This window comes from Stenotrophomonas maltophilia (assembly GCF_025642255.1).
Taxonomy (GTDB): Bacteria; Pseudomonadota; Gammaproteobacteria; order Xanthomonadales; family Xanthomonadaceae; genus Stenotrophomonas; species Stenotrophomonas maltophilia_P.
Genome location: NZ_CP106759.1, coordinates 507,651 through 532,299, shown reverse-complemented (window position 1 = coordinate 532,299; position 24,649 = coordinate 507,651). Strand labels below are relative to the sequence as shown.

General features: G+C 65.5%; 18 protein-coding genes. 5 read left to right on the top strand and 13 right to left on the bottom strand.

What is annotated here, in order from left to right; translation table 11 throughout:
* Window position 1: 1 nt before the first annotated feature.
* Window positions 2-1,057 (bottom strand): dTDP-glucose 4,6-dehydratase, encoded by a 1,056-nt coding sequence (gene rfbB / locus N8888_RS02420; RefSeq protein WP_263177250.1) that lies wholly within the window; start codon window positions 1,055-1,057, stop codon window positions 2-4.
* Window positions 1,058-1,318: 261 nt separating this feature from the next.
* On the opposite strand from rfbB, the gene N8888_RS02415 reads away from it, so the two are divergent.
* The 5 genes from N8888_RS02415 (at window position 1,319) to N8888_RS02395 (ending at window position 7,366) form a co-directional block, all read left to right on the top strand.
* Window positions 1,319-2,065, top strand: a complete 747-nt coding sequence (locus N8888_RS02415; RefSeq protein WP_053516970.1) for an electron transfer flavoprotein subunit beta/FixA family protein — start codon at window positions 1,319-1,321, stop codon at window positions 2,063-2,065.
* Window positions 2,065-3,006, top strand: coding sequence for an electron transfer flavoprotein subunit alpha/FixB family protein (locus N8888_RS02410; RefSeq protein WP_263177248.1), 942 nt, complete (start codon window positions 2,065-2,067; stop codon window positions 3,004-3,006). Before N8888_RS02415 ends, N8888_RS02410 begins: the two co-directional genes overlap by 1 nt.
* A gap of 143 nt (window positions 3,007-3,149) precedes the next feature.
* Window positions 3,150-4,508 carry a phosphohexomutase domain-containing protein gene (locus N8888_RS02405; RefSeq protein WP_053516973.1) on the top strand — a complete coding sequence of 453 codons (1,359 nt, stop codon included), beginning with the start codon at window positions 3,150-3,152 and terminating at the stop codon, window positions 4,506-4,508.
* 14 nt (window positions 4,509-4,522) lie between these two features.
* Window positions 4,523-5,932 carry a mannose-1-phosphate guanylyltransferase/mannose-6-phosphate isomerase gene (locus N8888_RS02400; protein ID WP_263177245.1) on the top strand — a complete coding sequence of 470 codons (1,410 nt, stop codon included), beginning with the start codon at window positions 4,523-4,525 and terminating at the stop codon, window positions 5,930-5,932.
* Window positions 5,933-5,968: 36 nt separating this feature from the next.
* Window positions 5,969-7,366, top strand: coding sequence for a UbiA family prenyltransferase (locus tag N8888_RS02395; RefSeq protein ID WP_263178326.1), 1,398 nt, complete (start codon window positions 5,969-5,971; stop codon window positions 7,364-7,366).
* A 109-nt stretch (window positions 7,367-7,475) separates the two neighbouring features.
* Here the strand turns inward: N8888_RS02395 and N8888_RS02390 are convergent, their stop codons facing one another.
* The 12 genes from N8888_RS02390 to N8888_RS02335 form a co-directional block, all read right to left on the bottom strand.
* Window positions 7,476-8,612, bottom strand: coding sequence for a glycosyltransferase family 4 protein (locus tag N8888_RS02390; RefSeq protein ID WP_065182503.1), 1,137 nt, complete (start codon window positions 8,610-8,612; stop codon window positions 7,476-7,478).
* 2 nt (window positions 8,613-8,614) lie between these two features.
* Complete coding sequence (locus N8888_RS02385; RefSeq protein ID WP_065182504.1) at window positions 8,615-8,962, bottom strand: EamA family transporter; 348 nt, start codon at window positions 8,960-8,962, stop codon at window positions 8,615-8,617.
* A 61-nt stretch (window positions 8,963-9,023) separates the two neighbouring features.
* On the bottom strand, window positions 9,024-11,222 hold the full coding sequence (locus N8888_RS02380) for a hypothetical protein (RefSeq protein WP_263177244.1): 2,199 nt from the start codon (window positions 11,220-11,222) through the stop codon (window positions 9,024-9,026).
* Window positions 11,223-11,316: 94 nt separating this feature from the next.
* Window positions 11,317-12,219: a GDP-mannose 4,6-dehydratase gene (locus tag N8888_RS02375; protein WP_053516979.1), complete on the bottom strand. Its 903-nt coding sequence runs from the start codon at window positions 12,217-12,219 to the stop codon at window positions 11,317-11,319.
* Window positions 12,203-13,237 (bottom strand): GDP-mannose 4,6-dehydratase, encoded by a 1,035-nt coding sequence (gene gmd, locus N8888_RS02370; RefSeq protein ID WP_053516980.1) that lies wholly within the window; start codon window positions 13,235-13,237, stop codon window positions 12,203-12,205. Before gmd ends, N8888_RS02375 begins: the two co-directional genes overlap by 17 nt.
* A complete protein-coding gene (locus N8888_RS02365) occupies window positions 13,234-16,914 on the bottom strand; it encodes a glycosyltransferase (RefSeq protein WP_263177241.1) in 3,681 nt (1,226 codons plus the stop codon). Before N8888_RS02365 ends, gmd begins: the two co-directional genes overlap by 4 nt.
* The gene (locus tag N8888_RS02360) at window positions 16,911-18,332 is read right to left on the bottom strand and encodes an FkbM family methyltransferase (RefSeq protein ID WP_263177240.1); all 1,422 of its coding nucleotides are present in this window, start codon (window positions 18,330-18,332) and stop codon (window positions 16,911-16,913) included. The genes N8888_RS02365 and N8888_RS02360 overlap by 4 nt, the downstream gene beginning before the upstream one ends.
* A 9-nt stretch (window positions 18,333-18,341) precedes the next feature.
* The gene (locus N8888_RS02355; protein ID WP_053516984.1) at window positions 18,342-19,604 is read right to left on the bottom strand and encodes an ABC transporter ATP-binding protein; all 1,263 of its coding nucleotides are present in this window, start codon (window positions 19,602-19,604) and stop codon (window positions 18,342-18,344) included.
* Window positions 19,601-20,395 (bottom strand): ABC transporter permease, encoded by a 795-nt coding sequence (locus N8888_RS02350; protein WP_111186692.1) that lies wholly within the window; start codon window positions 20,393-20,395, stop codon window positions 19,601-19,603. The genes N8888_RS02355 and N8888_RS02350 overlap by 4 nt, the downstream gene beginning before the upstream one ends.
* Window positions 20,396-20,432: 37 nt before the next feature.
* Window positions 20,433-21,731, bottom strand: a complete 1,299-nt coding sequence (locus N8888_RS02345) for a glycosyltransferase family 4 protein (RefSeq protein ID WP_263177238.1) — start codon at window positions 21,729-21,731, stop codon at window positions 20,433-20,435.
* Between the two features lie 8 nt (window positions 21,732-21,739).
* Window positions 21,740-22,912, bottom strand: coding sequence for a cystathionine gamma-synthase (locus N8888_RS02340; RefSeq protein ID WP_065175355.1), 1,173 nt, complete (start codon window positions 22,910-22,912; stop codon window positions 21,740-21,742).
* Between the two features lie 123 nt (window positions 22,913-23,035).
* Window positions 23,036-24,406, bottom strand: a complete 1,371-nt coding sequence (locus N8888_RS02335; RefSeq protein ID WP_053516986.1) for a pyridoxal-phosphate dependent enzyme — start codon at window positions 24,404-24,406, stop codon at window positions 23,036-23,038.
* Window positions 24,407-24,649 lie beyond the last annotated feature (243 nt).

Genomic DNA, 24,649 nt, shown 5'->3' with positions numbered 1-24,649 from the left:
ATTAGACGGCGGTGCCGATGCGCTGCAGGCGGTAGCTGCCATCGAGCACGCCGTTGACCCATTCCTGGTTTTCCAGGTACCAGTCGACGGTGAAGGCGATGCCCTGTTCGAAGGTGTAGGCCGGCTGCCAGCCGAGGTCGTTCTTCAGCTTGCTGGCATCGATCGCGTAACGGCGATCATGGCCGGGGCGATCGGCCACATGGGTGATCTGGCTGCTGCGCGGCTGGCCGTCAGCGCGCGGACGGCGCTGGTCCAGCAGGGCGCAGATCGCATGCACCACCTCGATGTTCTGCCGTTCCGAATTGCCGCCCACATTGTAGGTCTCGCCCACCCGGCCCTTGGCCAGCACGGTGCGGATCGCCTCGCAGTGATCTGACACGAACAGCCAGTCACGCACCTGCCTGCCGTCGCCGTAGACCGGCAGCGGTTCGCCGGCCAGCGCCTTGGCGATCACCAGCGGAATGAGCTTTTCCGGGAAGTGGTAGGGGCCGTAGTTGTTGGAGCAGTTGGTGGTCAGCACCGGCAGCCCGTAGGTGTGGTGGAACGCACGCACCAGGTGATCGGACGCGGCCTTGGACGCCGAGTACGGCGAGTTCGGCGCGTACGGGGTGGTCTCGCTGAACGCGCCGGTCTCGCCCAGCGTGCCGTACACCTCGTCGGTGGACACATGCAGGAAGCGGAACGCTGCGCCGCGCTCGGCCGGCAACGCCTTCCAGTAGTCGCGCACCGCTTCGAGCAGGCCCAGGGTCCCCACCACATTGGTCTGGATGAAGGCGCCGGGGCCATCGATGGAGCGATCAACGTGGCTCTCGGCCGCGAAGTTCAGCACCGCGTCGGGCTGATGCTCGGCGAGCAGGCGGGCGACCCGCTCACGGTCACCGATGTCGCCGTGCACGAACACGTGGTCCGGGTTGCCTTCCAGGCTGGACAGCGTCTGCAGGTTGCCGGCATAGGTCAGTGCATCGAGGTTGACGACCTTGACGCCACGGGCCACAGCCTCGAGGACGAAATTGCCGCCAATGAACCCGGCGCCGCCGGTGACAATCCATGTAGGCACTACCTGATCTCCTGTGTTGTTGATTCAACCGCGGCGCCCGACGGCAGCCTGCGAAGCCCCACAGCATACATCGGGCTTCCTGCCGGACTGCGTGCCGCAGGTGAACGGCACCCCGCATCGGCGCAGCATCGTTTCCGCGCCGCAGCACAACCATACGCATTCGCATGGTTGCCCCAAGCCAGCTAGAATCGGGATCCCACCCCCGAACCGGTTGCTGTCAGGACCGGACGTTCTCCCTGTTACTGAAGGACCCCGTACCAGATGAAAATCCTCGTCGCATACAAGCGCGTGGTGGACTACAACGTCCGCATTCAGGTCAAGCCGGACGGTTCCGGCGTGGTCACCGATGGCGTCAAGCTGTCTCCCAATCCTTTCGATGAAATCGCCCTGGAAGAAGCCCTGCGCCTGCGCGACAAGGGCATCGCCACGGAGGTGGTGGTGGCCACCATCGCCCCGGCCGACGCCCAGGCGCATCTGCGCAACGGCCTGGCCATGGGCGCCAACCGTGCCGTGCACGTGGTCACCGACCAGGCCATCCAGCCGCTGACCGCCGCGCGCACCCTGCTCAAGCTGGTCGAGAAGGAGCAGCCGGACCTGGTGATCCTCGGCAAGCAGGCCATCGACGATGATGCCAACCAGACCGGGCAGATGCTGGCCACGCTCTGGGGCCGCCCGCAGGCGACCTTCGCCAGCAAGCTGGACATCGCCGATGGCAAGGCCACGGTGACCCGTGAGGTCGACGCCGGCCTGGAAACACTGGAAGTGGATCTGCCGGCGGTCGTCACCACCGACCTGCGCCTGAACGAGCCGCGCTTCATCAAGCTGCCGGACATCATGAAGGCCAAGGCCAAGCCGCTGGAAACCCTGCAGCTGGCCGACCTCGGCGTTGAAGCCGCCGACACCTTCAAGACCACCCGGTACGCTGCGCCGTCCAAGCGCAGCAAGGGTGTAATGGTCAAGGACGCGGCCGAACTGGTGGCCGCACTCAAGCAGAAGGGGTTGCTGTAATGAGCAAGATTCTCGTCATCGCCGAGCACCACGACGGCAAGCTCAACGCCGCCACCGCCAAGACCGTCAGCGCCGCCGCTGCCATCAGCGGTGCCAGCATCGACGTGCTGGTGCTGGCCGCCGATCCGACGGCCGTCGCCGCCGAGGCCGCCAGGATCGCCGGCGTCGCCAAGGTCCTGACCGTGGCCAACGCCGCCAACGCACAGGCCCTGGCCCAGGTGCTGGCGCCGCAGATCGCACAGCTGGCCAAGGGCTACAGCCACGTGTTCGGCCCGTCCACCACCTTCGGCAAGGACCTGATGCCGTGCGTGGCCGCCCTGCTGGGTGTCAACCAGGTCTCCGACCTGATGGCCGTGGAAGGCAGCCACACTTTCAAGCGCCCGATCTACGCCGGCAACGCCATCATCACTGTGGAAGCCCCGGCCGACCAGGTCGTGGTCGCCACCGTGCGTGCCGCGTCGTGGCCGGAAGCCGCGCAGGGCGGCAGCGCTGCCATCGAAGCGGCCAGCGTGGATGCGGCACTGCCGACCCACACCCGTTTCGTCGGCCTGGCCGCCGGTGCCAGCGACCGTCCGGACCTGCAGAGCGCCAAGCGCGTGGTCTCCGGTGGCCGTGGTGTCGGCTCGGAAGAGAACTTCAAGATCGTCTTCCAGCTGGCCGACAAGCTCGGCGCCGCCGTCGGCGCCTCGCGCGCCGCCGTCGATGCCGGCTACGTGCCCAGCGACCTGCAGGTCGGCCAGACCGGCAAGATCATCGCGCCGGAGCTGTACGTGGCCGTCGGCATCAGCGGTGCGATCCAGCACCTGACCGGCATCAAGGATGCCGGCACGATCGTGGCGATCAACAAGGACGGCGATGCGCCGATCTTCGAGATTGCCGATATCGGCCTGGTCGGGGATCTGTTCACGATCCTGCCTGAACTCGAGGCCGCGCTGGGCTGAGCGCCCGCCCGGGGTGCCGCGTAATCAACAGGTTACGCGGCATTCCCTTCCTTCTGGGGCCCGCAGGGACGCTGGCCTGGCTCACCCGTCCTTGCAGTGCCTGTCGCTATAATCCGGGGTCAACCCGTGTAAGGACTGCATTGATGACGCTCCCGTGTTTCAAGGCCTATGACATCCGTGGCCGCGTTCCGGATGAACTGGATGAACGCCTTGCCCGCCGCATCGGCGCCGGCACTGCCGCGTTGCTGGGCCCGGGACCGGTGGTGGTGGGACACGATATCCGCCTGAGCAGCCCTGCCCTCCTGCAGGCCGCCATCGAAGGCCTGACCGCCAGCGGCCGCGATGTCATCGACATCGGCATGTGCGGTACCGAGGAGGTCTATTTCCAGACCTTCCACCGCAAGGCCGCCGGCGGCATCATGGTCACCGCCAGCCACAACCCGATGGACTACAACGGGATGAAGCTGGTGCGCGAGGAGTCCAAGCCGATCAGCGGCGATACCGGCCTGTTCGACATCCGCGACTTCGCCGCCTCGGAGGCGCCGCTGGGAACCGGCCAGGGCGAGGTCCGCCAGGACACCGACAAGTCCGCCTACATCCAGCACCTGCTCGGCTACGTCGACGTGGCCGGCCTGAAGCCGCTGAAGATCGTCACCAACCCCGGCAACGGTGGCGCTGGCCTGGTGATCGACGAACTGGCGCCGCACCTGCCGTTCGAGTTCATCCGCATCCAGCACGAGGCCGATGGCAGTTTCCCGAATGGCATCCCCAATCCGCTGCTGCCGGAGAACCGTGCGGCAACGCGCGATGCCGTGCGCGCGCACGGTGCCGATTTCGGCATCGCCTGGGACGGCGATTTCGATCGCTGCTTCTTCTTCGACGCCGACGGCAACTTCATCGAGGGCTACTACCTGGTCGGGCTGCTGGCGACGGCACTGCTGGCCCGCCAGGCGGGCGGCAAGATCATCCACGACCCGCGCCTGACCTGGAACACCGTGGAAATGGTCGAGCAGGCCGGCGGCGTGCCGATCATGAGCAAGACCGGGCATGCGTTCATCAAGGAGCGCATGCGTGCCGAAGATGCCATCTACGGCGGCGAGATGAGCGCCCACCATTACTTCCGCGAGTTCGCCTACTGCGACTCGGGCATGATCCCGTGGCTGCTGATCGCGCAGCTGGTTTCCACGACCGGCAAGTCACTGGGCGAGCTGGTGGCCGATCGCATGAAGGCCTATCCGTGCAGCGGCGAGATCAACTTCCGTGTCGATGATGCCAAGGCGACCGTGGCGCGCGTGCTGGCGCATTTCCAGCAACAGCAGCCGGTACTGGACCATACCGATGGCGTCAGTGCGGATTTCGCCGACTGGCGCTTCAACCTGCGCAGCTCCAACACCGAGCCGCTGCTGCGCCTGAACATCGAAACCCGTGGCGATGACGCCCTGCTGCGCGAACGCATCGCCGAGCTGACCGCCCTGATCGGCGGCACGCCGGCAAACCATTAACCGAAGGACGCACCATGAATCCCATCGTTCCCGTCATTCTTTCCGGCGGCTCTGGCACGCGTCTGTGGCCGCTGTCGCGCGAAGCGTATCCGAAGCAGTTCCTGCCGCTGGTCGGCAACGACACGATGCTGCAGGCGACCTGGAAGCGCGTTGCGTCGATTGCCGGCGCGGCACCGATCGTGGTCGCCAACCAGGAACACCGTTTCATGGCGGCCGAGCAGCTGCGCGAATGCAAGGTGCTGCCGCAGGCGCTGATCCTCGAGCCGGTCGGCCGCAACACCGCGCCGGCGATCGCCATCGCCGCGCTGCAGGCACTGTCGGCCGGCGATGACGCGCTGCTGCTGGTGCTGCCGTCGGACCACGTGGTCCGCAACGAGGCGGCGTTCCATGCCGCGGTCAAGCAGGCCGCCGTCGCGGCCGAATCCGGCAAGCTGGTCACCTTCGGCATCGTGCCGACGGCGCCGGAGACCGGCTACGGCTACATCAAGGCCGCCACGGGTGAAGGCGTGCGTGCCGTCGACCGCTTCGTCGAGAAGCCCGACCTGGCCACCGCCGAACAGTACGTGGCATCCGGCGAGTACTTCTGGAACAGCGGCATGTTCCTGTTCAAGGCCTCGCGCTACCTGAAGGAACTGGAGACGCTGCAGCCGGCGATCCTCGCCGCCTGCCGCAATGCGCTCGACAAGGCCGCACGCGACAACGACTTCATCCGCCTCGACGCCGGGGCCTTCGCTGCCAGCCCGAACGACTCGATCGACTACGCGGTGATGGAAAAGACCGCCGATGCCGCCGTGGTGCCGCTCGACGCGGAATGGAATGACGTCGGCTCGTGGTCGGCATTGTGGGAAGTGTCCGACAAGGATGCCGACGGCAACGCCTGCCATGGCGATGTCATCGCCCTGGACTGCAAGGACAGCTATGCCTATGGCAACCGCCTGATCGCGATGGTCGGCCTGCAGGACGTGGTGGTCGTGGAGACCGACGACGCCGTGTTCGTCGGCCACAAGGACCGCGTGCAGGACGTCAAGGAGATTGTCGGCCGGATCAAGCGCGAGGGCCGCAGTGAAGCTGCCGCGCACCGCAAGGTGTACCGTCCGTGGGGCGCCTACGATTCCATCGACAACGGCGACCGCTTCCAGGTCAAGCGCATCACCGTCAAGCCGGGCGCGACCCTGAGCCTGCAGATGCATCACCACCGCGCCGAGCACTGGATCGTGGTCAGCGGCACGGCCGAGGTGACCCGGGGCGACGAGGTCATCCTGCTGTCGGAAAACCAGAGCACGTACATCCCGTTGGGCGTCACCCATCGCCTGAAGAACCCGGGCAAGCTGCCGCTGGAGTTGATCGAAGTGCAGTCGGGCAGCTACCTGGGCGAGGACGATATCGTTCGTTTCGAAGACCAGTACGGCCGCGCGGGAGGCTGATCGGTGAGTGCTTCGGGTGCCGGCCGTTCGAGGCCGTTGTGTGTTGATCTGGACGGCACCCTGCTGCGCAGCGACCTGTTGTACGAGACCTTCCTGAGGATGCTGGCACGGCAGCCCTGGATGCTGTTCGTGCTGCCGTTCTGGCTGCTGCGTGGCAAGGCGCACCTGAAGCACCAGCTGGCGGTGCACGGTGCCGGCGATCCGGCACTGCTGCCGTATGACCCGCGCGTGGTCGAACTGCTGCGGACCAGCAGTGATCGCAGGCGGGTCCTGTGCACGGCATCGGACGCGGCACTGGTGGAGCCGATCGCGCGCCATCTGGGCGTGTTCGACGACGTGTTCTGCAGCGATGGACACACCAATCTTGCCGGCCATCGCAAGGCCGATCTGCTGGTGGAGCAGTTCGGCGAGCGCGGTTTCGACTACATGGGCAACGCGCGGGTCGATCTGGCCATCTGGAAGCACGCGCATTCCGCCTGGGTGGTCAACGCCAGTGCCGGTGTCGCCCGCGCTGCGGCGCACTGTTCGGAGCTTGCCGCCCACTGGCCCCGCGAAGGCGGCGGCCCACGCGCCTGGCTCAAGGCGATGCGTGTCCACCAGTGGCTGAAGAACGTGCTGGTATTCGTGCCATTGCTGGCGAGTCATCGTTTCCTGGAGCTGGAGACCACGCTCAACGCGGTGCTGGCGTTCATGGCCTTCGGGCTGTGCGCATCCGGCGTGTATCTGTTCAATGATCTGCTGGACCTCGACTCGGACCGGCAGCATCCGCGCAAGCGCAAGCGCCCGTTCGCCTGTGGCCGGCTGGATCTGCGTTCGGGGCTGCTGGCCACGCCGGTACTGACCCTGGCCGGCTTCCTGCTGGCGGCCATTGTCGCCCCTGCATTCCTGCTGGTACTGGCCATCTATTTCTGCCTCACCCTGGCCTATTCCCTGCGGATGAAGCAGGTGGTGATGATCGATGTGGTGATGCTGGCCGCGCTCTACACCATCCGCATCGTCGGCGGTGCCGCGGCAATCGACGTCACGCTTTCGTTCTGGCTGCTGACCTTCTCGATGTTCATCTTCCTCAGCCTGGCCATGCTCAAGCGCTACACCGAACTGCGCATGACGCTGGCCAGCGGCAAGGAGAAGCCCAGCGGGCGTGGCTACCACGTCGAGGACCTGGGACTGGTACAGGCCCTGGGTACCGCGTCGGGCATGGCGTCGGTACTGGTGCTGTGCCTGTACATCAACGCGCCGGAAAGCCAGGAGCTCTACGGGCATCCGCTGTTCCTGTGGCTGCTGTGCCCGGTCCTGCTCTACTGGATCTGCCGGACCTGGCTGCTTGCCCACCGTGGACAGATGCATGACGACCCGGTCGTGTTCGCAGTGAAGGATCCCGGCAGCCTGATCACGGTGCTGGTGGGTGGCCTGTCGGTACTGGCGGCAATCTGAATCAGGCACATGACCGCTGCGCCACCGGCGCGCAGCCTGTCATTCAAGCACGGGGAATGACGGTTCCATCGCTGCCCGCAGGCAGCGGTGGCAATCCAGCCAGGCGGGATCAGGCCGGACGCTCGGGCCCGGTGCGATCCAGCAGCATGGCTTCCTGCAGGTCGTAGAAGCGCCGCAGCGGATAGGCCTGCAGTGCGCGTGCGCGTACCTCGGCACGGCTTGCCGCATCGCGGCTGGCCATCAGGCGCAGCATCGCTGCCGCCAGTGCCGGCGCATCGCCGACCGGCACCACTTCGCCATTGCCGGTGTTCTGCACGATGGTGCGCACGCCCGGCAGGTTCGACGCGATCACCCGTGAACCACTGAGCATTGCCTCCAGCTGCACCATGCCGAACGCTTCATAGCGGTTGACGCTGGGCAGTACCAGCACATCGAGCTGCGCATAGAACGCCTGCAGTTCCTGTTCGCTGACGCGACCGCGCACGTCCACCGCATCCCCCAGCGCGGCGATGCTGCCGTGGATGGCATCCATGATGCCGCCGCCGGCGATGTTGTGGGTATCGCCGACCAGCACCAGGCGGACACGGTCGCCATGCAGGGCATGGACCTGGCTGAAGGCGTCCAGCAGGACAGGCAGGCCTTTCTCGGCGACGAAGCGGCCCACGAAACCAAAGCGGAACACCCCGTCGGTGCTCGCCGGGCGATCCTGCCAGGGCATCGCCTTCATCGGTGCCAGCACTTCATGCTGCTTGTGGCGGATGCCGGACAGCCAGGCCGAGGAGCTGGCGTAATCGTGGGTAAGCACCCCGACATCACGGGCGCGCCGCGTGGCCAGCCAGCAGGACACACGGGTCACGTTCACCGCCAGCCGGTCCAGCAGTCCACCGACCACGGCCATGTCGCACTGGTAGTTCACCACCAGCTTGCGGGCGGGGACCAGCAATGACAGCAGGCCCGATTCCAGCATCGGCATATGCAGGTTGACCACATCATGCTGCCGCGCCAGTCGGCGGAACCAGGTGATGAACTTCCAGCTCAGGACGCCTTTGTGCATGCGGGCGAACACCGGTGCGCGCACCACGCGCACGCCGTTGATGGTCTCTTCCACCGGCAGGGATGCATCGTGCTGGGTGGTGAGCACGGTGACCTCGTGGCGATGGGACAGGTCCTCGGCGAGCATCCGCGCGAATTCAGTCACCCCGCTCATATAGGGCGTGTAGTAGGTCAGGACGATCAGGATCTTCATGCTCAGCTCGCGCTCACCAGGACCACGCCCAGCACGATCAGGCCGATGCCGGCCATCCGCAGTGGACCGATGTGCTCGCCCAGGAACAGCACGGCAAGCACCGGTGTCACTACGTAGGTCAGGGCGATCATCGGCTGCAGCTTGGTCAGTGGCATGTACTTGAGCAGCACCACCCACGACACCAGCGGGATCATCTGCAGGATGAAGCCGGTCACCAGTGGCAGGTTGAACGCGGACGTCAGCATCGGCAGGATGCCGTCGGAATAGGTGACACGCCCTGCCCCGACCTTCAGCAGGACGGTTCCACAGGCGCCGAGGATGACCAGGCCGAAGACGATCAGGAGTTGCATGGGAGACCTCTTGCGCCGTGGCCGTGGCCCGACGCTGTTCGATGGATGATTGCGAAGACCGTCATTCTGCCGGCTCGGCGGGCACGCCGCAGCTGATGCGGGCGTGGGACACGCTGGCGAACAGAGGCCGGGGATCGGTTGATAGACCCAACGCCTGCGGCGACGCAACCGGCCAATCCGGCGCGAGGACGACCACCGAGCTGCCGCCGGCCAACGACAAACTGACCTCGCCCTGGTGCCCGTCGACGGTTGCTGCTTCCACACCGTTGACGGTCACATGGATACGTCCCTCGGCGGGTGGCTGCAGCAGATCCAGATCAACCTGCAGTCGTGCGTCCGCACATCCTTTGGGCACGAAGGTTTCAAGGCTGAAGGCGCCGCGGGTCCAGCAGTGATCCTGTTCGCAGGTGTGCCAGCCCGTACCCGCCTGGGCCAGCGGCAACTGACCGGACTGCAGCGAGAACAATGCGAATGTGGGATCTTCCAGGAGCGGGGCAGTACCCGGCGGCAGCGCTGGGCCCGTCCCGGGCTGCCTGAGTACCAGCAGCCAATCGGGTGATTCGGCACCGCGCAGGCTGTCATTGAACAGGGCATCGCTGTACCCCACCGGAGCGTCGCCACGGTCGGCAATGCGCGCGCGCACCCCGCGTCGATGCAGCTCCAGCACAGCAAAGTCCTGCTTGACGTACCGCTCCGGCCCGCTGACCCCGGACGTGTCGATGACAACCTCATCTCCCTTCTGCGGCAGCCTGATCGCTTCCGAGAGGGCATGGGTGATACCCGAAGGCACATGCGAGACCAGGATCGATCGCGAACGCACGGCGTAGGCCGCCGACAGCGCCCCCAGCGTCACCATCAGCAGCAGTACCACACCTGTGCGGCCGCGACGGCGCGCATGGCGCAGCAGAAGCCAGCTCAACAGCGCCACCCATGCCGGCCCGAGCACCTGCACCAGCTTGTGCTCGCCGTACTGATAGCCATGGCTCTGCACATAGGCAACCAGCACCATGCTGGCTGCCAGCAAGCCGACGAAGAACCGCCAGCGTCCTTCCCGGATGGAAAGCCATGCAGTGGACGCCATCAGCACCAGCCCGAGCATGATGGCTTCCGGATTCACGGCAGGTTCGCCGGTCATCAACAGGCCGGCGAAGGGAGCCGACAGCCACCAACCCCAGAAGGGCTGCCGGATGTACCAGCTGGGCCACGACGACTGCGCGACGATGCCACTGACCTGGGCATAGGATGCCATCAGCTCGGGCAGCATCCGGTTGAGGACGATCGCGCAGGCCAGCATCGCCAGCAGGCCGCCCAGCAGGAACACCCGCCAGGAACGCAGCCACATGGCCGTCACCAGTACGGCCAGGGCCACGATCATGCACGCATGCACCGCCGCTTCGCCGTATGCCATGCCGGTACAGCCCGCGGCTGCACCCAGCATGATCCACTTTGCACCCAGCGACTGCATCGGCGTAAGCGCCCACAGCACGATCATCATCAGCAGGGCGCCCGCCATCGCCGTACCGATGTTCTCGTTGACCACCGCAAGCATCATGCCGGTACCCAGCATGCACAGTACCGCCAGCAGGAAGGCCACCGCGGTTCCCCGCGGCCAGCGACGCGCGCCACCGAAGCGGCCTGCCATCGAGGGCAGCATGCCGAGCACCGGGAACACTGCGGCGGTGCCGATCATCGCCCGCACCCGGTTTGGGCCTGCCTCCGGCACGAAGCTGGACGCCAGTGCCAACAGGCTGTACGCCCCATTACGCTGCACGATGCAGCCGTTGCCGATGAACTGCATGCCCTGGCCGCATTGCCCCAGCGCCCACTCGCGGGCCACCGTGGCCTGCTCGACCCAGAGCGGGTGTTGCATGGCCCATTTGGCACCGCCGTAGAAGAACACCAGATCATGGTTGGTACCTTCAAGCATCCACAGATGCCGGGAGGCGAACATGAGATTCCACCATGCGACCAGCAGAACGCCCGCAAGCAGACTGATCGTGAACGCCCAGATCGATGCATGGGCGAGCGGATCGGCGAAGCCACGGCGAAGCGCCACCAGGGCTCCCACGGCCCCGCTGATCAGGAAACAGGGAAACACCACGTAGCCGGGCAGCCACGCATTGGCATTCATCAACAAGGCCAGTACGCACACGCTCGCAAGCAGCAACGCCTGGACCGGCCCGATCCGCCGCAGATGCGGGCTCACGCGGATGCCGGCGACGGCCAGCAGAGTCGAGCTGCCGATGACAGCAAGACACATCGCCAATACCGGCGCAATCAGTTGCCAGACATAATGCACTGCGTGTTCTCCCTGCACTGAAGGCGGGATCCGCCGAAGCGGACCCCGCGCTCTTTCAGGCCTCCGCGCGGGCCTGGTACATCCAACGAAGCGTCTCGCCCAGATCGAAGTCCGGCAATGACCCGACCGCGGCCCGCAGCTTGCCGTTGTCACCACGCAGCGACTTGACCTCGTTGGCGCGGACGAAGGCGGGATTCACTTTCACTTCGATGTCACGGCCAGAGATGCCACGCATGCGTTCGATGACCTCATGCAGCGAATGCTCCTGGCCGGAGCAGACGTTGTAGGTCTGGCCATTGCCCGGCAGTGCCAGCAGGCCTTCGTAGGCAGCGGCCACGCCCCGCACGTCATTGAAATCGCGCGAGACATCGGTGTTGCCCAGCTCGATCACATCGGCACCGCGGCGGAAGTGCGCCACGATCTTCGGAATCAGGAACTTCTCGTCCTGGCCCACGCCGGTGTAGTTGAATGGACGCACCAGGGTCAGCGGAAGCTGATCGATCCACAGCGCCGCCATGGCCTCCATCGCCATCTTGCTGACCGCGTAGTCGTTCTGCGGCGAAAGCGGCGCCTGCTCGTCGAGCACGCCGGACGCGTTGCCGTAGACATTGGCACTGCTGGCCAGCAGTACATTGCTCGGCGCCTCGTCCAGAGACGCCAGCGCTTCCAGCAGATTGCGCGTACCCACCACGTTGACCCGGTAGATCTCGTCGGCATCACCGTGGGCGACGAACGAGATCGCAGCCAGATGGACCACGCGCTGCGGACGCACTCTGGCGACGTGCTGCTTGAGCGCAGCACGGTCGAGCAGATTGACCGACGTTGCGGTGTCGCCGGAATGCAGATCATGCACATCGCAACCGGCAGCACGCAGGCGCTCGATCACGTAGCGCCCGGTGAACCCGGACGCCCCCGTGACCAGCACGCGCTGGCCTGACAACTCAGAACGAGAAGCCACGCTCGTTCCTCTTGAGGTCAGCCTCGACCATCATCTGGCACAGCTGTTCCAGGCTGGTCTGCGGCTTCCAGCCAAGGATGCGCTCGGCCTTTTCCGGGTTGCCGATCAGCAGATCGACTTCGGCCGGGCGGTGGAACTTCGGATTGATGCGCATCACGGTCTTGCCGGTGGCGGTGTCCACCGCGACTTCGTCCACGTCCTTGCCCTTGAACTCGACATCGATGCCGGCGCCCTTGAACGCCATCGCCACGAAGTCGCGCACGGTCTCGGTACGGTTGGTGGCCAGCACGAAGGTGTCCGGCTGCTCGGCCTGCAGCATGCGCCACATGCCTTCCACGTATTCCTTGGCGAAGCCCCAGTCACGCTTGGCGTCCAGGTTGCCCAGTTCCAGGACGTCCAGCTGGCCCAGCTTGATCTTGGCAACCGAGTCGGTGATCTTGCGGGTCACGAACTCGCGCCCGCGCAGCGGGCTTTCGTGGTTGAACAGGATGCCGCTGGAACCGAAGATGTCGTAGCTCTCGCGGTAGTTGACGGTGATCCAGTGCGCGTAGAGCTTGGCCACGCCGTACGGGCTGCGCGGGTAGAACGGGGTGTCCTCCACCTGCGGCACGGCCTGCACCTTGCCGAACATTTCCGAGGTCGACGCCTGGTAGAAGCGGATCTTCGGATTGACCAGGCGGATCGCTTCCAGCAGGTTCAGTGCACCCACGCCGGTGATCTGCGCGGTGGTGGTCGGCTGGTCGAAGCTGACACCGACGAAGCTCTGTGCGGCCAGGTTGTAGATCTCGTCCGGCTGGATCTTCTGCACCATCGCCAGCGACGTGCCAAGGTCGGTCAGGTCGTACTCCACCAGGTGCAGGTTCGGGTGGTTGGTCACGCCCAGCTCATCCAGGCGCCAGAAATTGACCGAGCTGGTGCGGCGGTAGGTGCCGTGGACTTCATAGCCCTTCTCCAGCAGCAGCTGGGTGAGATAGGCGCCGTCCTGACCCGTGATGCCTGTGATGATTGCCTTCTTCATTGCTTCTCGTCCTGATGATTGAGTGTATTTGCAGCCAGAACCTGCCGACGCGTGCGGAGGATCTGTCGAGCCATGGAGTCCAGACGGCGGGCCAGCGCAGGATACCGGTGTTCGGCGCGCCATTGTGCGGCACGCTGCTGCACTTCGGCCAACACTGGATCGCCGTCACGGCTGGCACGCAGCAGTTGCCGCAGACCGGCCGCAAGATCGGCCGGGGAGGTCCCGGGCAGACGGTGAACGACGTCGCCGACGTTGTCGAAGATCGCCAGCGGCGTGACGGCCACCGGGCGGCCTGAGGCCAGCCCGTAGCGGACTGCCGCGCTGGAGGATTCGCCGGTGCCCTGGTATGGGAACACCACCACATCGGCCTGCACCAGCTCCTGCATGCTCTCCTGGTCACGCAGGAAACGGGTCACCATCCGCACACGCGACTGCAGGCCGTGCTGCACGACGCGCGCCACCGCCTGGTCGATCTGCTGCCGCGAGACATCCACTGGATATTCGGCATTGATCATCGCCAGTTCGACGTCCACGCCCTGGGCGACCATCAACGCAACAGCGTCGATCAGTTCCAGCAACCCCTTGTGCGGCAGGAAGAATCCGTAGGAAACGACGCGCAGCCGTGCACCCGTGTTTGCCGCCGCCGGCTCGGCCGGTTCCAGGATGCCGTGCGGGAACATCGCGGTGTTGCGCTCCACGCCGATGTCCTTGAGACGGTTGAGGTCGTGTATGGAGTGCACCAGCACGCGATCGCAGCCGGCCAGTGCCGGCCCCAGGTCGCGCAGCCGCTTGCGCGGATTCTCCGCGGCATCAACGGTTGCATGCATCATCACGATCAGGCCCCTGCCGGCCGCCTGCTGCCGCTCAAGGAAGGCCGAGAAAGCGGGGAAGTCAAAGAAGCCGTACTGGAACTGGATGATCAGCGTGTCCAGCTTCAGACGCTCGATCTGCTGTTCCAGCCGCTCAAGCATGTCGCCTTCGCCCTGCCGCCAGCAGCGGACAACCTCTGGCCCATCGCGGAACGTGCGGTCATCGGCCTCGGCCGCCAGGATCGCCACCGGTGTTCCGCCGCTCTCCACGAGATAGCTGGCGTAACTGGCCACGCCGCAGCGCGTATTCCAGGTCGTGATCCAGCCGACGCGCGCATCGGGCAGCGTCGGCTGCGCCGCGAACGCGCGTACGTCCTGCTCCAGTCTCCGCGCGGCATCGGACCACGTGAAGCGCGACTTCAGAAGTCGCCGCGCGGCCTCGACCTTGTCCCGCACACGCGCCGGATCGGCGCCGTGCACCTCACGCATTGCGGCGGCCAGCGCGTCGACATCGGGTTCGGCCCAGACCGAATTGCGCAGATTGAAGTGGGTCTGCGCCGGAACGAAGCGGTAATCCACCATCCAGGCGGTTTCTTCGCTGCAGAAATCCAGCTGCCCCCCCCAGTTGGTGGTGATCACCGGCAGGCCGCCCAGCATCGCTTCGGCCAATGGCAGGCCAAAGCCTTCAGCCCGGCTCGGCGCCAGCAGCGCGTTGCAGCTCGCGTACAGATGCTTGAGCTGGGCGTCGCTCACGTCCTCCTCGATGATGTGCACGTCCGGATAATCCGGGTTGTCGCGGCGTGCGTCAGCCAGCCAGCGATGCACTTCATTGTGTGGATTGGCGAAGGTCTTGATGACGAGGCTGACATCGTCGGCGGCGCTGAACGCCTTGCCATAGGCCAGAAGCATCGCGTCCACGCCCTTGCGCGGGAAGCACGAGGACACGTGGAGGAAGCGGAACCCCCTGCCCGGCACCGGATAGGTCGCATCGGCAACAATCTGCTCCCAGTGATCCACGCCGTTCCAGCAGACGCCAAGGGGAACCGACACGCCGTTATCCACCATGATCTTCTCGACATGATGCGAAACGCAGGAGATCCCCTGCAGGCTGTCATTGAACTCCTCGACCCACTCCTGCGGAAAACCGCTCTCCTCCCAGGGATAGGCGTGCAGCAGATTCATCCTTGCGCGTGCATCGGCAACCCGTGGCGGATACAGCAGCCGGCTGGTCACATCGGCCTGGTCGGCCGGGATCGCGGCCACGGCAGCATGCAGCGCCGCCACGCGCGGATTGCGCGCAAGGAACTGCGGTGACGGATCGAAATCACCCGGGCCCTCGGTCGAATGCAGACCCACGCGGTGGCCACGATCGGCCAATGCTTCCGCGAGGCAACGGTTCACCAGGGCCAGGCTGTAGCTGCTGTCGAATGGCCCTTCCACGCGCCAGGACAGCGACGCGGGCAGCTCACCGCCGCGTGCGAGCGCCTCGTTGGCCGCCATTCCGGAGGAGATCAGCGCTGCCGCCTGCTGCAGTTCGAAGGGTTCCGGCTCGCAGCCGACGTCCAGCCCACCCACCGCCTGGACCAGGGTGCGGTAGCCGGCGTCGAGTGCAGGCGACGCGGCGACCCAGCGGCGATCGCGTGGCGCACGACGCGATGCGACCGCTTCCATGGCCTGCAGCGCGGCCTTGGCCGAATTGTCCCACGAGAACTTCGCCGCCTGTCGGGGAGCATGGGCACGCAGGGAATCGGCGAATGCGGTGTCAGTCAGGACGTTCTGCATGGAGCGGGCGATCGAAGCAGGCTCCGTTGGATCGAACAACGCATCTTCACGACCGATCACCTCGGGGATGCTGGTCGTGCCTGAGCCAATGGTCGGTGCTCCGCAGGACATGGCCTCCAGCGCGGGCAGGCCAAAGCCTTCATGCAACGAGGGGAACACGAAGGCCGCCGTCGCGCTGTACAGCGCGATCAGCTCTTCGTCGGTGATATAGCCGGTGAACACCACCTGGTTGCTGACGCCGAGCTGCGCTGCCAGCACATCGAAATTGCGGCGGTCGTGCTCGGACACTTTGCCGGCGATGACCAGCTGCGTCGACGCACGTACGGCAGGATCCATCAGGGAGAATGCCCGCAGCAGACCCTCTGCATTCTTGCGCGGCTCCATTGCCCCGCTGTACATCACGTAGCGGCCACGCAGGCCGAAGCGCTCGCGGAACAGGGTCTGCTCGCGTTCGCCGATGACCATCGGCACGAAGTGCGGCGAGATTGCCGAGGAGATGTTGACCACACGCGCCGGATCGATATCCAACGCCTGCAATGCCTCCTGCCGCGCGTGCTGGGAGATCGACAGCAGCAGGTCGGCGCGCTTGAGCGACTCGACCTTGTCCATGTACCAGGACCGTACCCAGTCCGATGCCAGATAGACGTCGGGATTGAGCAGCGGAATCAGGTCATAAAGGGTCAGCGCAGTAGCAGCCCGTACGCCCGGCAACTTGCCGATCGAGCCGACCGCACCGCCCTGGGAACCTTCGAACAGGCTGGATACGTGGATGAAGTCGGGCTGGAGGCCATCCAGGAACGCTTCCCACATCAGCTCGGATGCACCACGCCGCCACGCATCTGCGGCGTTCGGCCAGCCTACCCGGCTGAAGGTATCGAACTGACGGATCCGTTCCTGCGGGACCAGACCATCCAGGGCCTGGCGGATGTCGCCGATGCCATCGGGGAAGGTGCCGTTGACCGCCACCCAGATCTCATGGTCGCCCGCATTGCGGGCCATCGCTTGCGCCAGCGAGGTCGAATAGCGCCCGATGCCCCGGAATCGGCTCTCGGTCTGTGCACCCTGCAGGTCAATCAGCACTCTCATCGGGCAGCCCTTTCATTCCTTGAACGCTTCAGGTCTTCCAGCACGCGCCGGGCCCGTCGATCCAGATGGACGACAGTGACTTCGTGCTCGTTGCCCTCCATTGCAGCCAATCGCGCCCGCTCGATCTCGAACAGCTGTTCGCTGATGGCGATCTTCTGCAGGCGCTGGTGAAGGAAGGGAATGCGCGTAACCAGGGGCTTGGCCAGGCGTCGCAGCCACGGTGCGGCCATGGCGACCTTCAGCGCGCGCACGACCGCCGGCCGCAGCGCACGTTTCATGCGGCCCAGCACGCTGGACGACAGGCGTCGGCGCACTGCCCGGAACGGCCGCGTGAGCTGCCACGAACGGCTGCGTTCGATCGCATCCAGCTGCGCGCGCAGCTGCTCATGCGCCAACCACCAGCGATGGGCCTCGTGCTTGCCCTTGGTGACCTGCTCAGTCAGCTCGTGCAGTTCGGCCAGCGCCTTCCTGTCGAGCAGGCTGCGCTCACGCTCATGCTTGCTCACCAGTTCCCGCTGGGCCACTGCCATCGCACGGACCGCGCCTTCGTGCTCGCTGCGCAGCCTTTCCATTGCCCGGGCGTTGTGCTCGGTTGCCTCGGCGGATTCTTCCTGCGCCCGCTGCAGTGCCGCGTCCAGATCCTGGATCCGCTCGTTCAGTTCGACCTCGCGTCGATCCGCCAGCGTCTGCAGTTCGTGATAGGCCAGGTTGATCTGCGAGCAGAACTGCGAGCCCGAACTCAGACTGAAATCATCGAACACATTGGGTCCGCTCTCGAATGCCGCATCCAGTTCGGGATGCTGCGCACTGGCGTAGAACCGGTTGAGGCCGTCGAAATAGACGAACCGGTACCCCTTGTCGAGCAGGATCGGTTCCCAGCTCTGGTGGGATTGTTCCGAACTCAGCGGACGCGTGCTTTCCACCACGACCAGCCAGGGCAAGCGGGTATCGCGCTGCCAGCCGCGCAGCACCAGTTCCTCTGCGCCCTCGACGTCGACCTTCAACCAGTGGATGTCGGTGGCTGGCACCTGCTCCAGCACGGTGTCCAGCGTCAGCGCCGGCACACGCACGTCGGAGACGTTGAAGCCCGCCTCCCGATGTTCGGCAGCGATGGCCGGATCCGTGGTGCTCAGGCCGGTATCGGCGATGTTGAAGAAGTGCAGTACCCCGGGTTGATCGCTTACGGCAACCTGCAGCACCACCTCATCCGGCCGGCGATCGCGCAGCAGGTTGGCATACTGCGGCGTGGGCTCCACGTGCACACCGCGCCAGCCATGCTCGTAGAACATCCTGCTTACCGAGTCGGTGTCGGGGCTCTGTGCGCCCACATCGACATAGCAGCCATTGACCACATGTGACAGCGCGCGCCAGAGCATGACGTCTTCGAAATTCTGCGCGTAGGAAATCAGCTTTGACATGGTTGTCCGTCAGTCCGCCTGCACACCATCGGCCGATGCGCGGCTGCGTTCGACGCTGAAGGCAGCATCAAGCCAGTTCGATCCGATGAACGTGGTCCTGTCGGCATTCATCACGTCGAACACCAGCAGGTTGTCCACCCACTCGAAGTTGTCGACCATGTGCGTTTCGGTGCTGACCAGCGCCGGCGACACCGAGTAGGAACCCGGGCCCAGCGTACAGGTGAAGTCCAGGTGGTAGACCACCTGTTCTCCGCCCCGTACATCACGCTGGACCTGACCGGTATGCCAGGTGTTGCTGCCCCAGATGATGTGGCCCTGCTTGTCGCGCAGCATGAACCCCAGTACCAGGCTGGGCAGGTCGGCACTGACCTGTGCCTTCAGTTCAAGCCGGAGCTTCTGGCCAACGGTTGCCAGCTTGACCTCCTGGCTGCTTTCGCCATCGAGCAGTCGCAGCGATTCCACGCGGGCCTGGCCGGTCCCGCTCCGGGTAGTCACCCAGCCGGATTTGCCACGGCGCTGCTCGACCGCAAGCGTCTCGTTTTCCTTCTTCGCGATCAGCGCGTTGTAGAAATCGATGACCTCATCCGGCTCGCCATCCTTCAGCACTCGTCCCTTGTCCAGCAGGATCGCGCGGTCGCACAGTGCCTTCACGTCGCTGAGGCTGTGCGAGACCAGCATGATCGACGTGCCCTCCTCGCGGAAGCGACGCATGCGGTCGAAGCTCTTGTGCTGGAAGTAGCTGTCGCCGACCGACAGGGCCTCGTCGACGATCAGCAGGTCCGGGGTGAATGCAGTGGCGACGGCAAACGCCACGCGCACCTGCATGCCGCTGGAATAGGTACGCACGGGCTGGTCGAAATACTCGCCAACTTCGGCGAAGGCCTCGATCTCCGGCATCGCGGCTTCGATCTGCTCCTGCGAGTAGCCCATCAGGCCTGCGGAGTGGAACGCGTTCTGGCGACCGGTGAGGTCGGGGTTGAAGCCCATGCCCAGCTCGAGAATCGCCGCAACGCGGCCGGTCCGCGTCACCTGGCCCTCGGTGGGCTGGGCGGTTCCGGTGATGAGCTTGAGCAGGGTGCTCTTGCCCGCGCCGTTCTGGCCGATCACGCCCACGGCTTCGCCGGGCGCGATGGTGAAAGACACATTGCGCAGCACCCAGTTCTCTTCCTTGGGCCGCGTCGGCACACCGAACCAGCGGGCCGCGCGCAGCCACTCGCTCGTCCAGACGCGATACGCCTTGCCGACGTTGTCGACCTTCAGTTCACCACTCATAGCGCATCCACCATTTCCGGGCTGGCACGACGGAACATCACCAGCGAAGCCAATGCCAGCACCACCGTGGCGATCATCAGCCACAACAGGTCACCCCAGACCGGCGGCTTGTCGAACAGCAGCACGTTCTGGTAGCTGGTAACCAGCGGCAGCAACGGGTTGAGCCGGAAGATCGCCTGCACGCGCTCGGGCAGGATGGTGATGTGGTAGACGATGGGAGTCAGCCAGAACAATGCCTGCAGGACCACCGGGACGACCTGGCCGATATCGCGCATGAACACGTTGAGCACGCCCAGCAGCAGGCCCAGCGCCATCGAGAAACTCAGCGTCAGCAGCATCAGCGCCGGCAGCCACAGGGCCTCGGCAGTTGGCATGTGGCCCATCACCGCGAACACCGCGAAGATCGCCACCAGCAGCAGCACGTTGTTGACCAGCATCGTGCCACCGGCGATGAACGGCAGGCAGATGCGGGGGAACGACATCTTCTTCATCAGGTTGCCGCTGTCGACGAACAGGTTCACTGACTTGCCGATGGTCTCGGAGAACATCGTCCAGCACAGGGTGCCGGACATCAGGTACAGCGCGTAACCGTACTTGTCATCGATGCCCGGCAGCTTGGCGGCCAGCACCTCGGACAGGATCGTGGCGAAGATCAGCACCTGCATCAGCGGGTGGATGATCATCCACAAGGCGCCCAGGCGGCTGCGGATGAAGCGCAGCCGCAGCTCGTTCTTGATCGAGGAAAAAATGAAATAGCGGTAGTTCCACAGGGCTTTCAGCATACCCAGCATGTCCAATCCTCGTGCCCGGTGGTGGTGGTTCTTGGGTTCATCGGTCGTGTCGTTCCAAAGACTGCAATCGAGCGCGCATGGCCGTTGCGGCGGCCTGCAGGCTCATGGTTTCCAGGATGTCGCTGCGTGCCTGCACGCCGATCCGCTGCGCCAGGCCCGGTTCACGGGCGAGCCGGCGCATCCACGCTGCCGCGGCCGGCACGTCGGCCTCGGCCCAGGTGCCGCCATCGGCGAAGGGATACTCCCCAGGGCGGATCGGCACCGTGCGGAACGGCACTAGGCAGCTGTTGCCCTCGTTCATGAAATCGAGATTGCCCGACCAGGCGGTGGCGATCACCGGCTTGCCACGGGCCATGCTCTCGGCCAGTCCGAGCCCCAGCCCTTCCGCGCGGTGCAGCGAGACATAGGCATCGGCAGTTTCCTGCAATGCGTGCAGCTGCGCATCGTCGAGCACCTGGTCGCGTACCAGGATGCGCGGATCGCCGGCAGCCTGCTGCATCAGCTCGCGCAGCCGCTGCGGATGGCGGAAGCCGTTGCTGCACTTCATCACCAGCTGCACGTTGTCCGGTGCGCCATCGAAGGCCGCGCGGAACGCCGCCAGCACCGCCCACGGGTTCTTGCGGTGGATCGACGAATTGAAGTCGAAGCTGCACAGGAACACGAACGCGTCGTCGTCCAGGCCGAAGCTGGACCGGGCCAGGTCCGCGCCGGGCTGCGGCACGATCGGATGCGGAATGCGCACCACCGGCTTGCCGGTCGCGCGCCGGAAGGCATCCTCGACGAAGCGGGTGGAGACCCAGACTTCGTCGACCTGCTCCAGCGTTCGCTGCCATGCGGCCGGCACGGTATCCAGTTCCCAGAACCAGAACGCGATGGTGTAGGTATCGCGCGGCAGGCGGGGCGCCAGTTCACCGAACAGGTCCGGATTCACGAATACCAGGTTGAAGGGATACGGCGCGCCCCGTCCAAGCTGACCGGACAGGCTGTGGTCATTGCACGCGTGCGGGATGCGGAGGGCGGCATCGTTCACCGCAACCGGATATCCCTCACCCAGCAGGGCCCGGGCATACATCCGTGCCGTCTGCCCCAGGCCGAACTGGCCGCGGATGTAGCCGTACAGATTGACGCCGGGCCCCAGGGTGGGATCTGTCGGCGGGAAGACCAGCGTTTCACCGCGCGCGTCGCCAGCGGCCGGTGCGGGCAGCGTGGGGAAACGTGCCTGCTCCAGTCCGCGGGCAAGCCACCAACGGCGCAGCCCGCCCAGGCGGGCGCGCAGGGCGTGGACGATGCGACGTGGCGCCCGCCTCCCTCCCCTGCTTTCGTCGTTGCTGGCCATGGTGCGGCTCAACCCAGCGCCCGTTCCAGGTCCAGCTGCAGGTCGCCCAGGTCTTCCACCCCCACGCTCAGGCGCACCAGCGCATCGCTGATGCCCAGCTGCTCGCGGCGCGCGACCGGGATCGACGCATGGGTCATCACGGCAGGATGGTTGACCAGGCTCTCCACGCCGCCGAGCGATTCGGCCAGTGTGAACAGCTCGGTCTTCTCGCAGAAGCGCTTGGCCGCCTCGAAACCGCCCTTGAGGACGATCGAGACGATGCCGCCGTAGCCGCCCATCTGGCGGGTCGCCAGGTCGTGCTGCGGGTGCGAGGCTAGGCCGGGGTAGATCACCTTGTCCACCGCCGGGTGCTTTTCCAGCCATTGGGCCAGGGCCAGCGCATTGGCGCAGTGCGCCTTCATGCGCAGCGGCAGGGTCTTCAGGCCACGCAGGGCCAGGAAGCTGTCGAACGGCCCCTGCACGCCCCCCACCGAGTTCTGTAGGAACGCCATCTGCTCGGCCAGTTCGGCGTTGTCGCCGACCACGACCATGCCGCCGACCATGTCCGAATGCCCGTTGAGGTACTTCGTGGCCGAGTGCAGGACCAGATCCGCACCCAGTTCCAGCGGACGCTGCAGCATCGGTGAGGCGAATGTGTTGTCCACCACCACGATCAGGCCGTGGCGCTTGGCGATGGCGGCGACCGCGGCGATGTCCACGATCTTCAGCATCGGGTTGGTCGGGGTTTCGATCCACACCATGCGCGTGGCCGGCGTGATCGCAGCCTCGAACGCGGCCAGGTCGGTCAGATCGACGAAGCTGAAGTCCAGCCCGGCGGTACGACGGCGCACGCGCTCGAACAGGCGGAAGCTGCCGCCGTAGATGTCATCCATCGCCACCACGTGGCTGCCGGCGTCCAGCAGTTCGATCACGGTCGAGCTGGCGGCCATGCCGGAAGCAAAGGCGAAACCGCGGGTTCCCCCCTCCAGCGAGGCGACGCAGCGCTCATAGGCAAAGCGGGTCGGATTGTGCGTACGCGAGTATTCGAAGCCCTGGTGCTCGCCCGGGCTGGACTGCGCATAGGTCGAGGTGGCGTAGATCGGCGGCATCACCGCGCCGGTGCTCGGATCGGGCGACTGGCCGCCGTGGATGGCCAGGGTGGCCAGGGCGAGCGCGCGATCCTGGGAAGAAGCGTTGGACATGTTGATTCCTGATGGGCACCGGTGGACGGTGCCGTCGAAGGAGCGGAAGTCTATCAGCGCGGCCTTAACAACCTTTGACGCGAATAAACGTGGATTCAGCTGCGATCGTCTGCGATCTTCGCTTTACTGAACGCGACGCCGCAGGTAGTTGAGCAGATCGATCCGGGTGATCAGGCCAAGGAAGGCATTGCCGTCCATCACGATCGCCACCTGGCCACGGTCGAACACGGGCAGCAGGGCTTCGATCGGCGACTTCACGTCCAGCCGGTCCAGCTTGCTGACCATGGCCGTGGCCACCGGATCCCGGAAGCGTGCCTCGTCGCCGTAGACATGCAGCAGTACGTCGCTTTCATCGACGATGCCGACCAGCTGGTCGCCCTCCATCACCGGCAGCTGCGAGACGTCGTACAGCTTCATCCGCTGGTAGGCGGTGGTCAACAGATCATTCGGGCCGATCACGACGGTGTCGCGCTGGCCGTACGGGCGCAGGATCAGGTCGCGTAGGTCGCCGTGCTGCGGGCGCTCGAGGAAGCCGTTGTCCAGCATCCAGTAGTCGTTGTACATCTTCGACAGGTACTTGTTGCCGGTGTCGCACACCAGCACCAGCACCTTCTTCGGCGTGGTCTGCTCGCGGCAGTACTTCAGTGCGGCGGCGAGCAGGGTACCCGTGGAGGAGCCACCGAGGATGCCTTCCTTGCCCAGCAGTTCGCGTGCGGTGTGGAAGCTCTCGGCGTCGCTGATGGCATAGGCCTTGGTTACACGGCTGAAATCGGAGATCGAGGGCAGGAAATCCTCGCCGATGCCTTCCACCAGCCAGCTGCCCGACTTGTCATTGAGCACGCCATCGTTGATGTACTCGGCCAGGATCGACCCGACCGGGTCGGCCAGCACCAGCTCGGTCTTCGGCGACAGCGTGGCGAAGGCGCGCGACAGGCCGGTCATGGTGCCCGAGCTGCCGCAGCCGAACACGATGGCGTCCAGATCGCCGCCCATCTGCTCCAGGATCTCCGGGCCGGTGCCGAATTCGTGGGCGGCCGGATTGTCGGGGTTGCCGAACTGGTTGATGAAGTACGCGCCCGGCGTCTGCTCGGCAATGGTCTTTGCCAGATCCTGGTAGTACTCCGGGTGGCCCTTGGCCACGTCCGAGCGGGTCAGACGCACTTCAGCGCCCATCGCCTTCAGATTGAAGATCTTTTCCCGGCTCATCTTGTCGGGAACGACCAGGATCAACTTGTAGCCCTTCTGCTGGGCGACCAGGGCCAGGCCCAGTCCGGTGTTGCCCGCGGTGCCCTCGACCAGCGTCGCGCCCGGCTTCAGGTCCCCGCGCTTCTCCGCTGCCTCGATCATCGACAGGCCGATGCGATCCTTGATCGATCCACCCGGGTTGGCGTTCTCGAGCTTCAGATAGAGCTCGCAGACACCGGTGTCCAGGCGCTGGGCCTTGACGATCGGGGTCTGGCCAATGAGTTCGAGGACGGAAGAATGGATGGGCATTCGCAGGACTTTCGGTTCGCGCCACACAGGGCCGGACAGATGATTATCCGACGGATGGCGCTGAAAGTCAGGTCAGTCCGGGCATGGGCGTGACGCTGCCGGAAAGGGGATGCGGACGGCCCCGGATCGACGAGGAGACCGGTACCGTCCGCATCGATGAGACAGGGACGTGCGGGCCAAGGCACCACCGCCTGTGGTGCCTTGGCGCGGCCGCCGTCATCGGCGGTACCGCGACGCCAGGGC

Coding starts and splice junctions, on each gene's coding strand:
- N8888_RS02350 (WP_111186692.1), bottom strand. CDS start 20,395: ATGCTGGGTATGCTGAAAGCCCTGTGGAACTACCGCTATTTCATTTTT.
- N8888_RS02335 (WP_053516986.1), bottom strand. CDS start 24,406: ATGCCCATCCATTCTTCCGTCCTCGAACTCATTGGCCAGACCCCGATC.
- N8888_RS02345 (WP_263177238.1), bottom strand. CDS start 21,731: ATGGCCAGCAACGACGAAAGCAGGGGAGGGAGGCGGGCGCCACGTCGC.
- N8888_RS02340 (WP_065175355.1), bottom strand. CDS start 22,912: ATGTCCAACGCTTCTTCCCAGGATCGCGCGCTCGCCCTGGCCACCCTG.
- gmd (WP_053516980.1), bottom strand. CDS start 13,237: ATGAAGAAGGCAATCATCACAGGCATCACGGGTCAGGACGGCGCCTAT.
- N8888_RS02400 (WP_263177245.1), top strand. CDS start 4,523: ATGAATCCCATCGTTCCCGTCATTCTTTCCGGCGGCTCTGGCACGCGT.
- N8888_RS02410 (WP_263177248.1), top strand. CDS start 2,065: ATGAGCAAGATTCTCGTCATCGCCGAGCACCACGACGGCAAGCTCAAC.
- N8888_RS02405 (WP_053516973.1), top strand. CDS start 3,150: ATGACGCTCCCGTGTTTCAAGGCCTATGACATCCGTGGCCGCGTTCCG.
- N8888_RS02355 (WP_053516984.1), bottom strand. CDS start 19,604: ATGAGTGGTGAACTGAAGGTCGACAACGTCGGCAAGGCGTATCGCGTC.
- N8888_RS02365 (WP_263177241.1), bottom strand. CDS start 16,914: ATGAGAGTGCTGATTGACCTGCAGGGTGCACAGACCGAGAGCCGATTC.
- N8888_RS02360 (WP_263177240.1), bottom strand. CDS start 18,332: ATGTCAAAGCTGATTTCCTACGCGCAGAATTTCGAAGACGTCATGCTC.
- N8888_RS02415 (WP_053516970.1), top strand. CDS start 1,319: ATGAAAATCCTCGTCGCATACAAGCGCGTGGTGGACTACAACGTCCGC.
- N8888_RS02380 (WP_263177244.1), bottom strand. CDS start 11,222: ATGTGTCTTGCTGTCATCGGCAGCTCGACTCTGCTGGCCGTCGCCGGC.
- N8888_RS02390 (WP_065182503.1), bottom strand. CDS start 8,612: ATGAAGATCCTGATCGTCCTGACCTACTACACGCCCTATATGAGCGGG.
- N8888_RS02385 (WP_065182504.1), bottom strand. CDS start 8,962: ATGCAACTCCTGATCGTCTTCGGCCTGGTCATCCTCGGCGCCTGTGGA.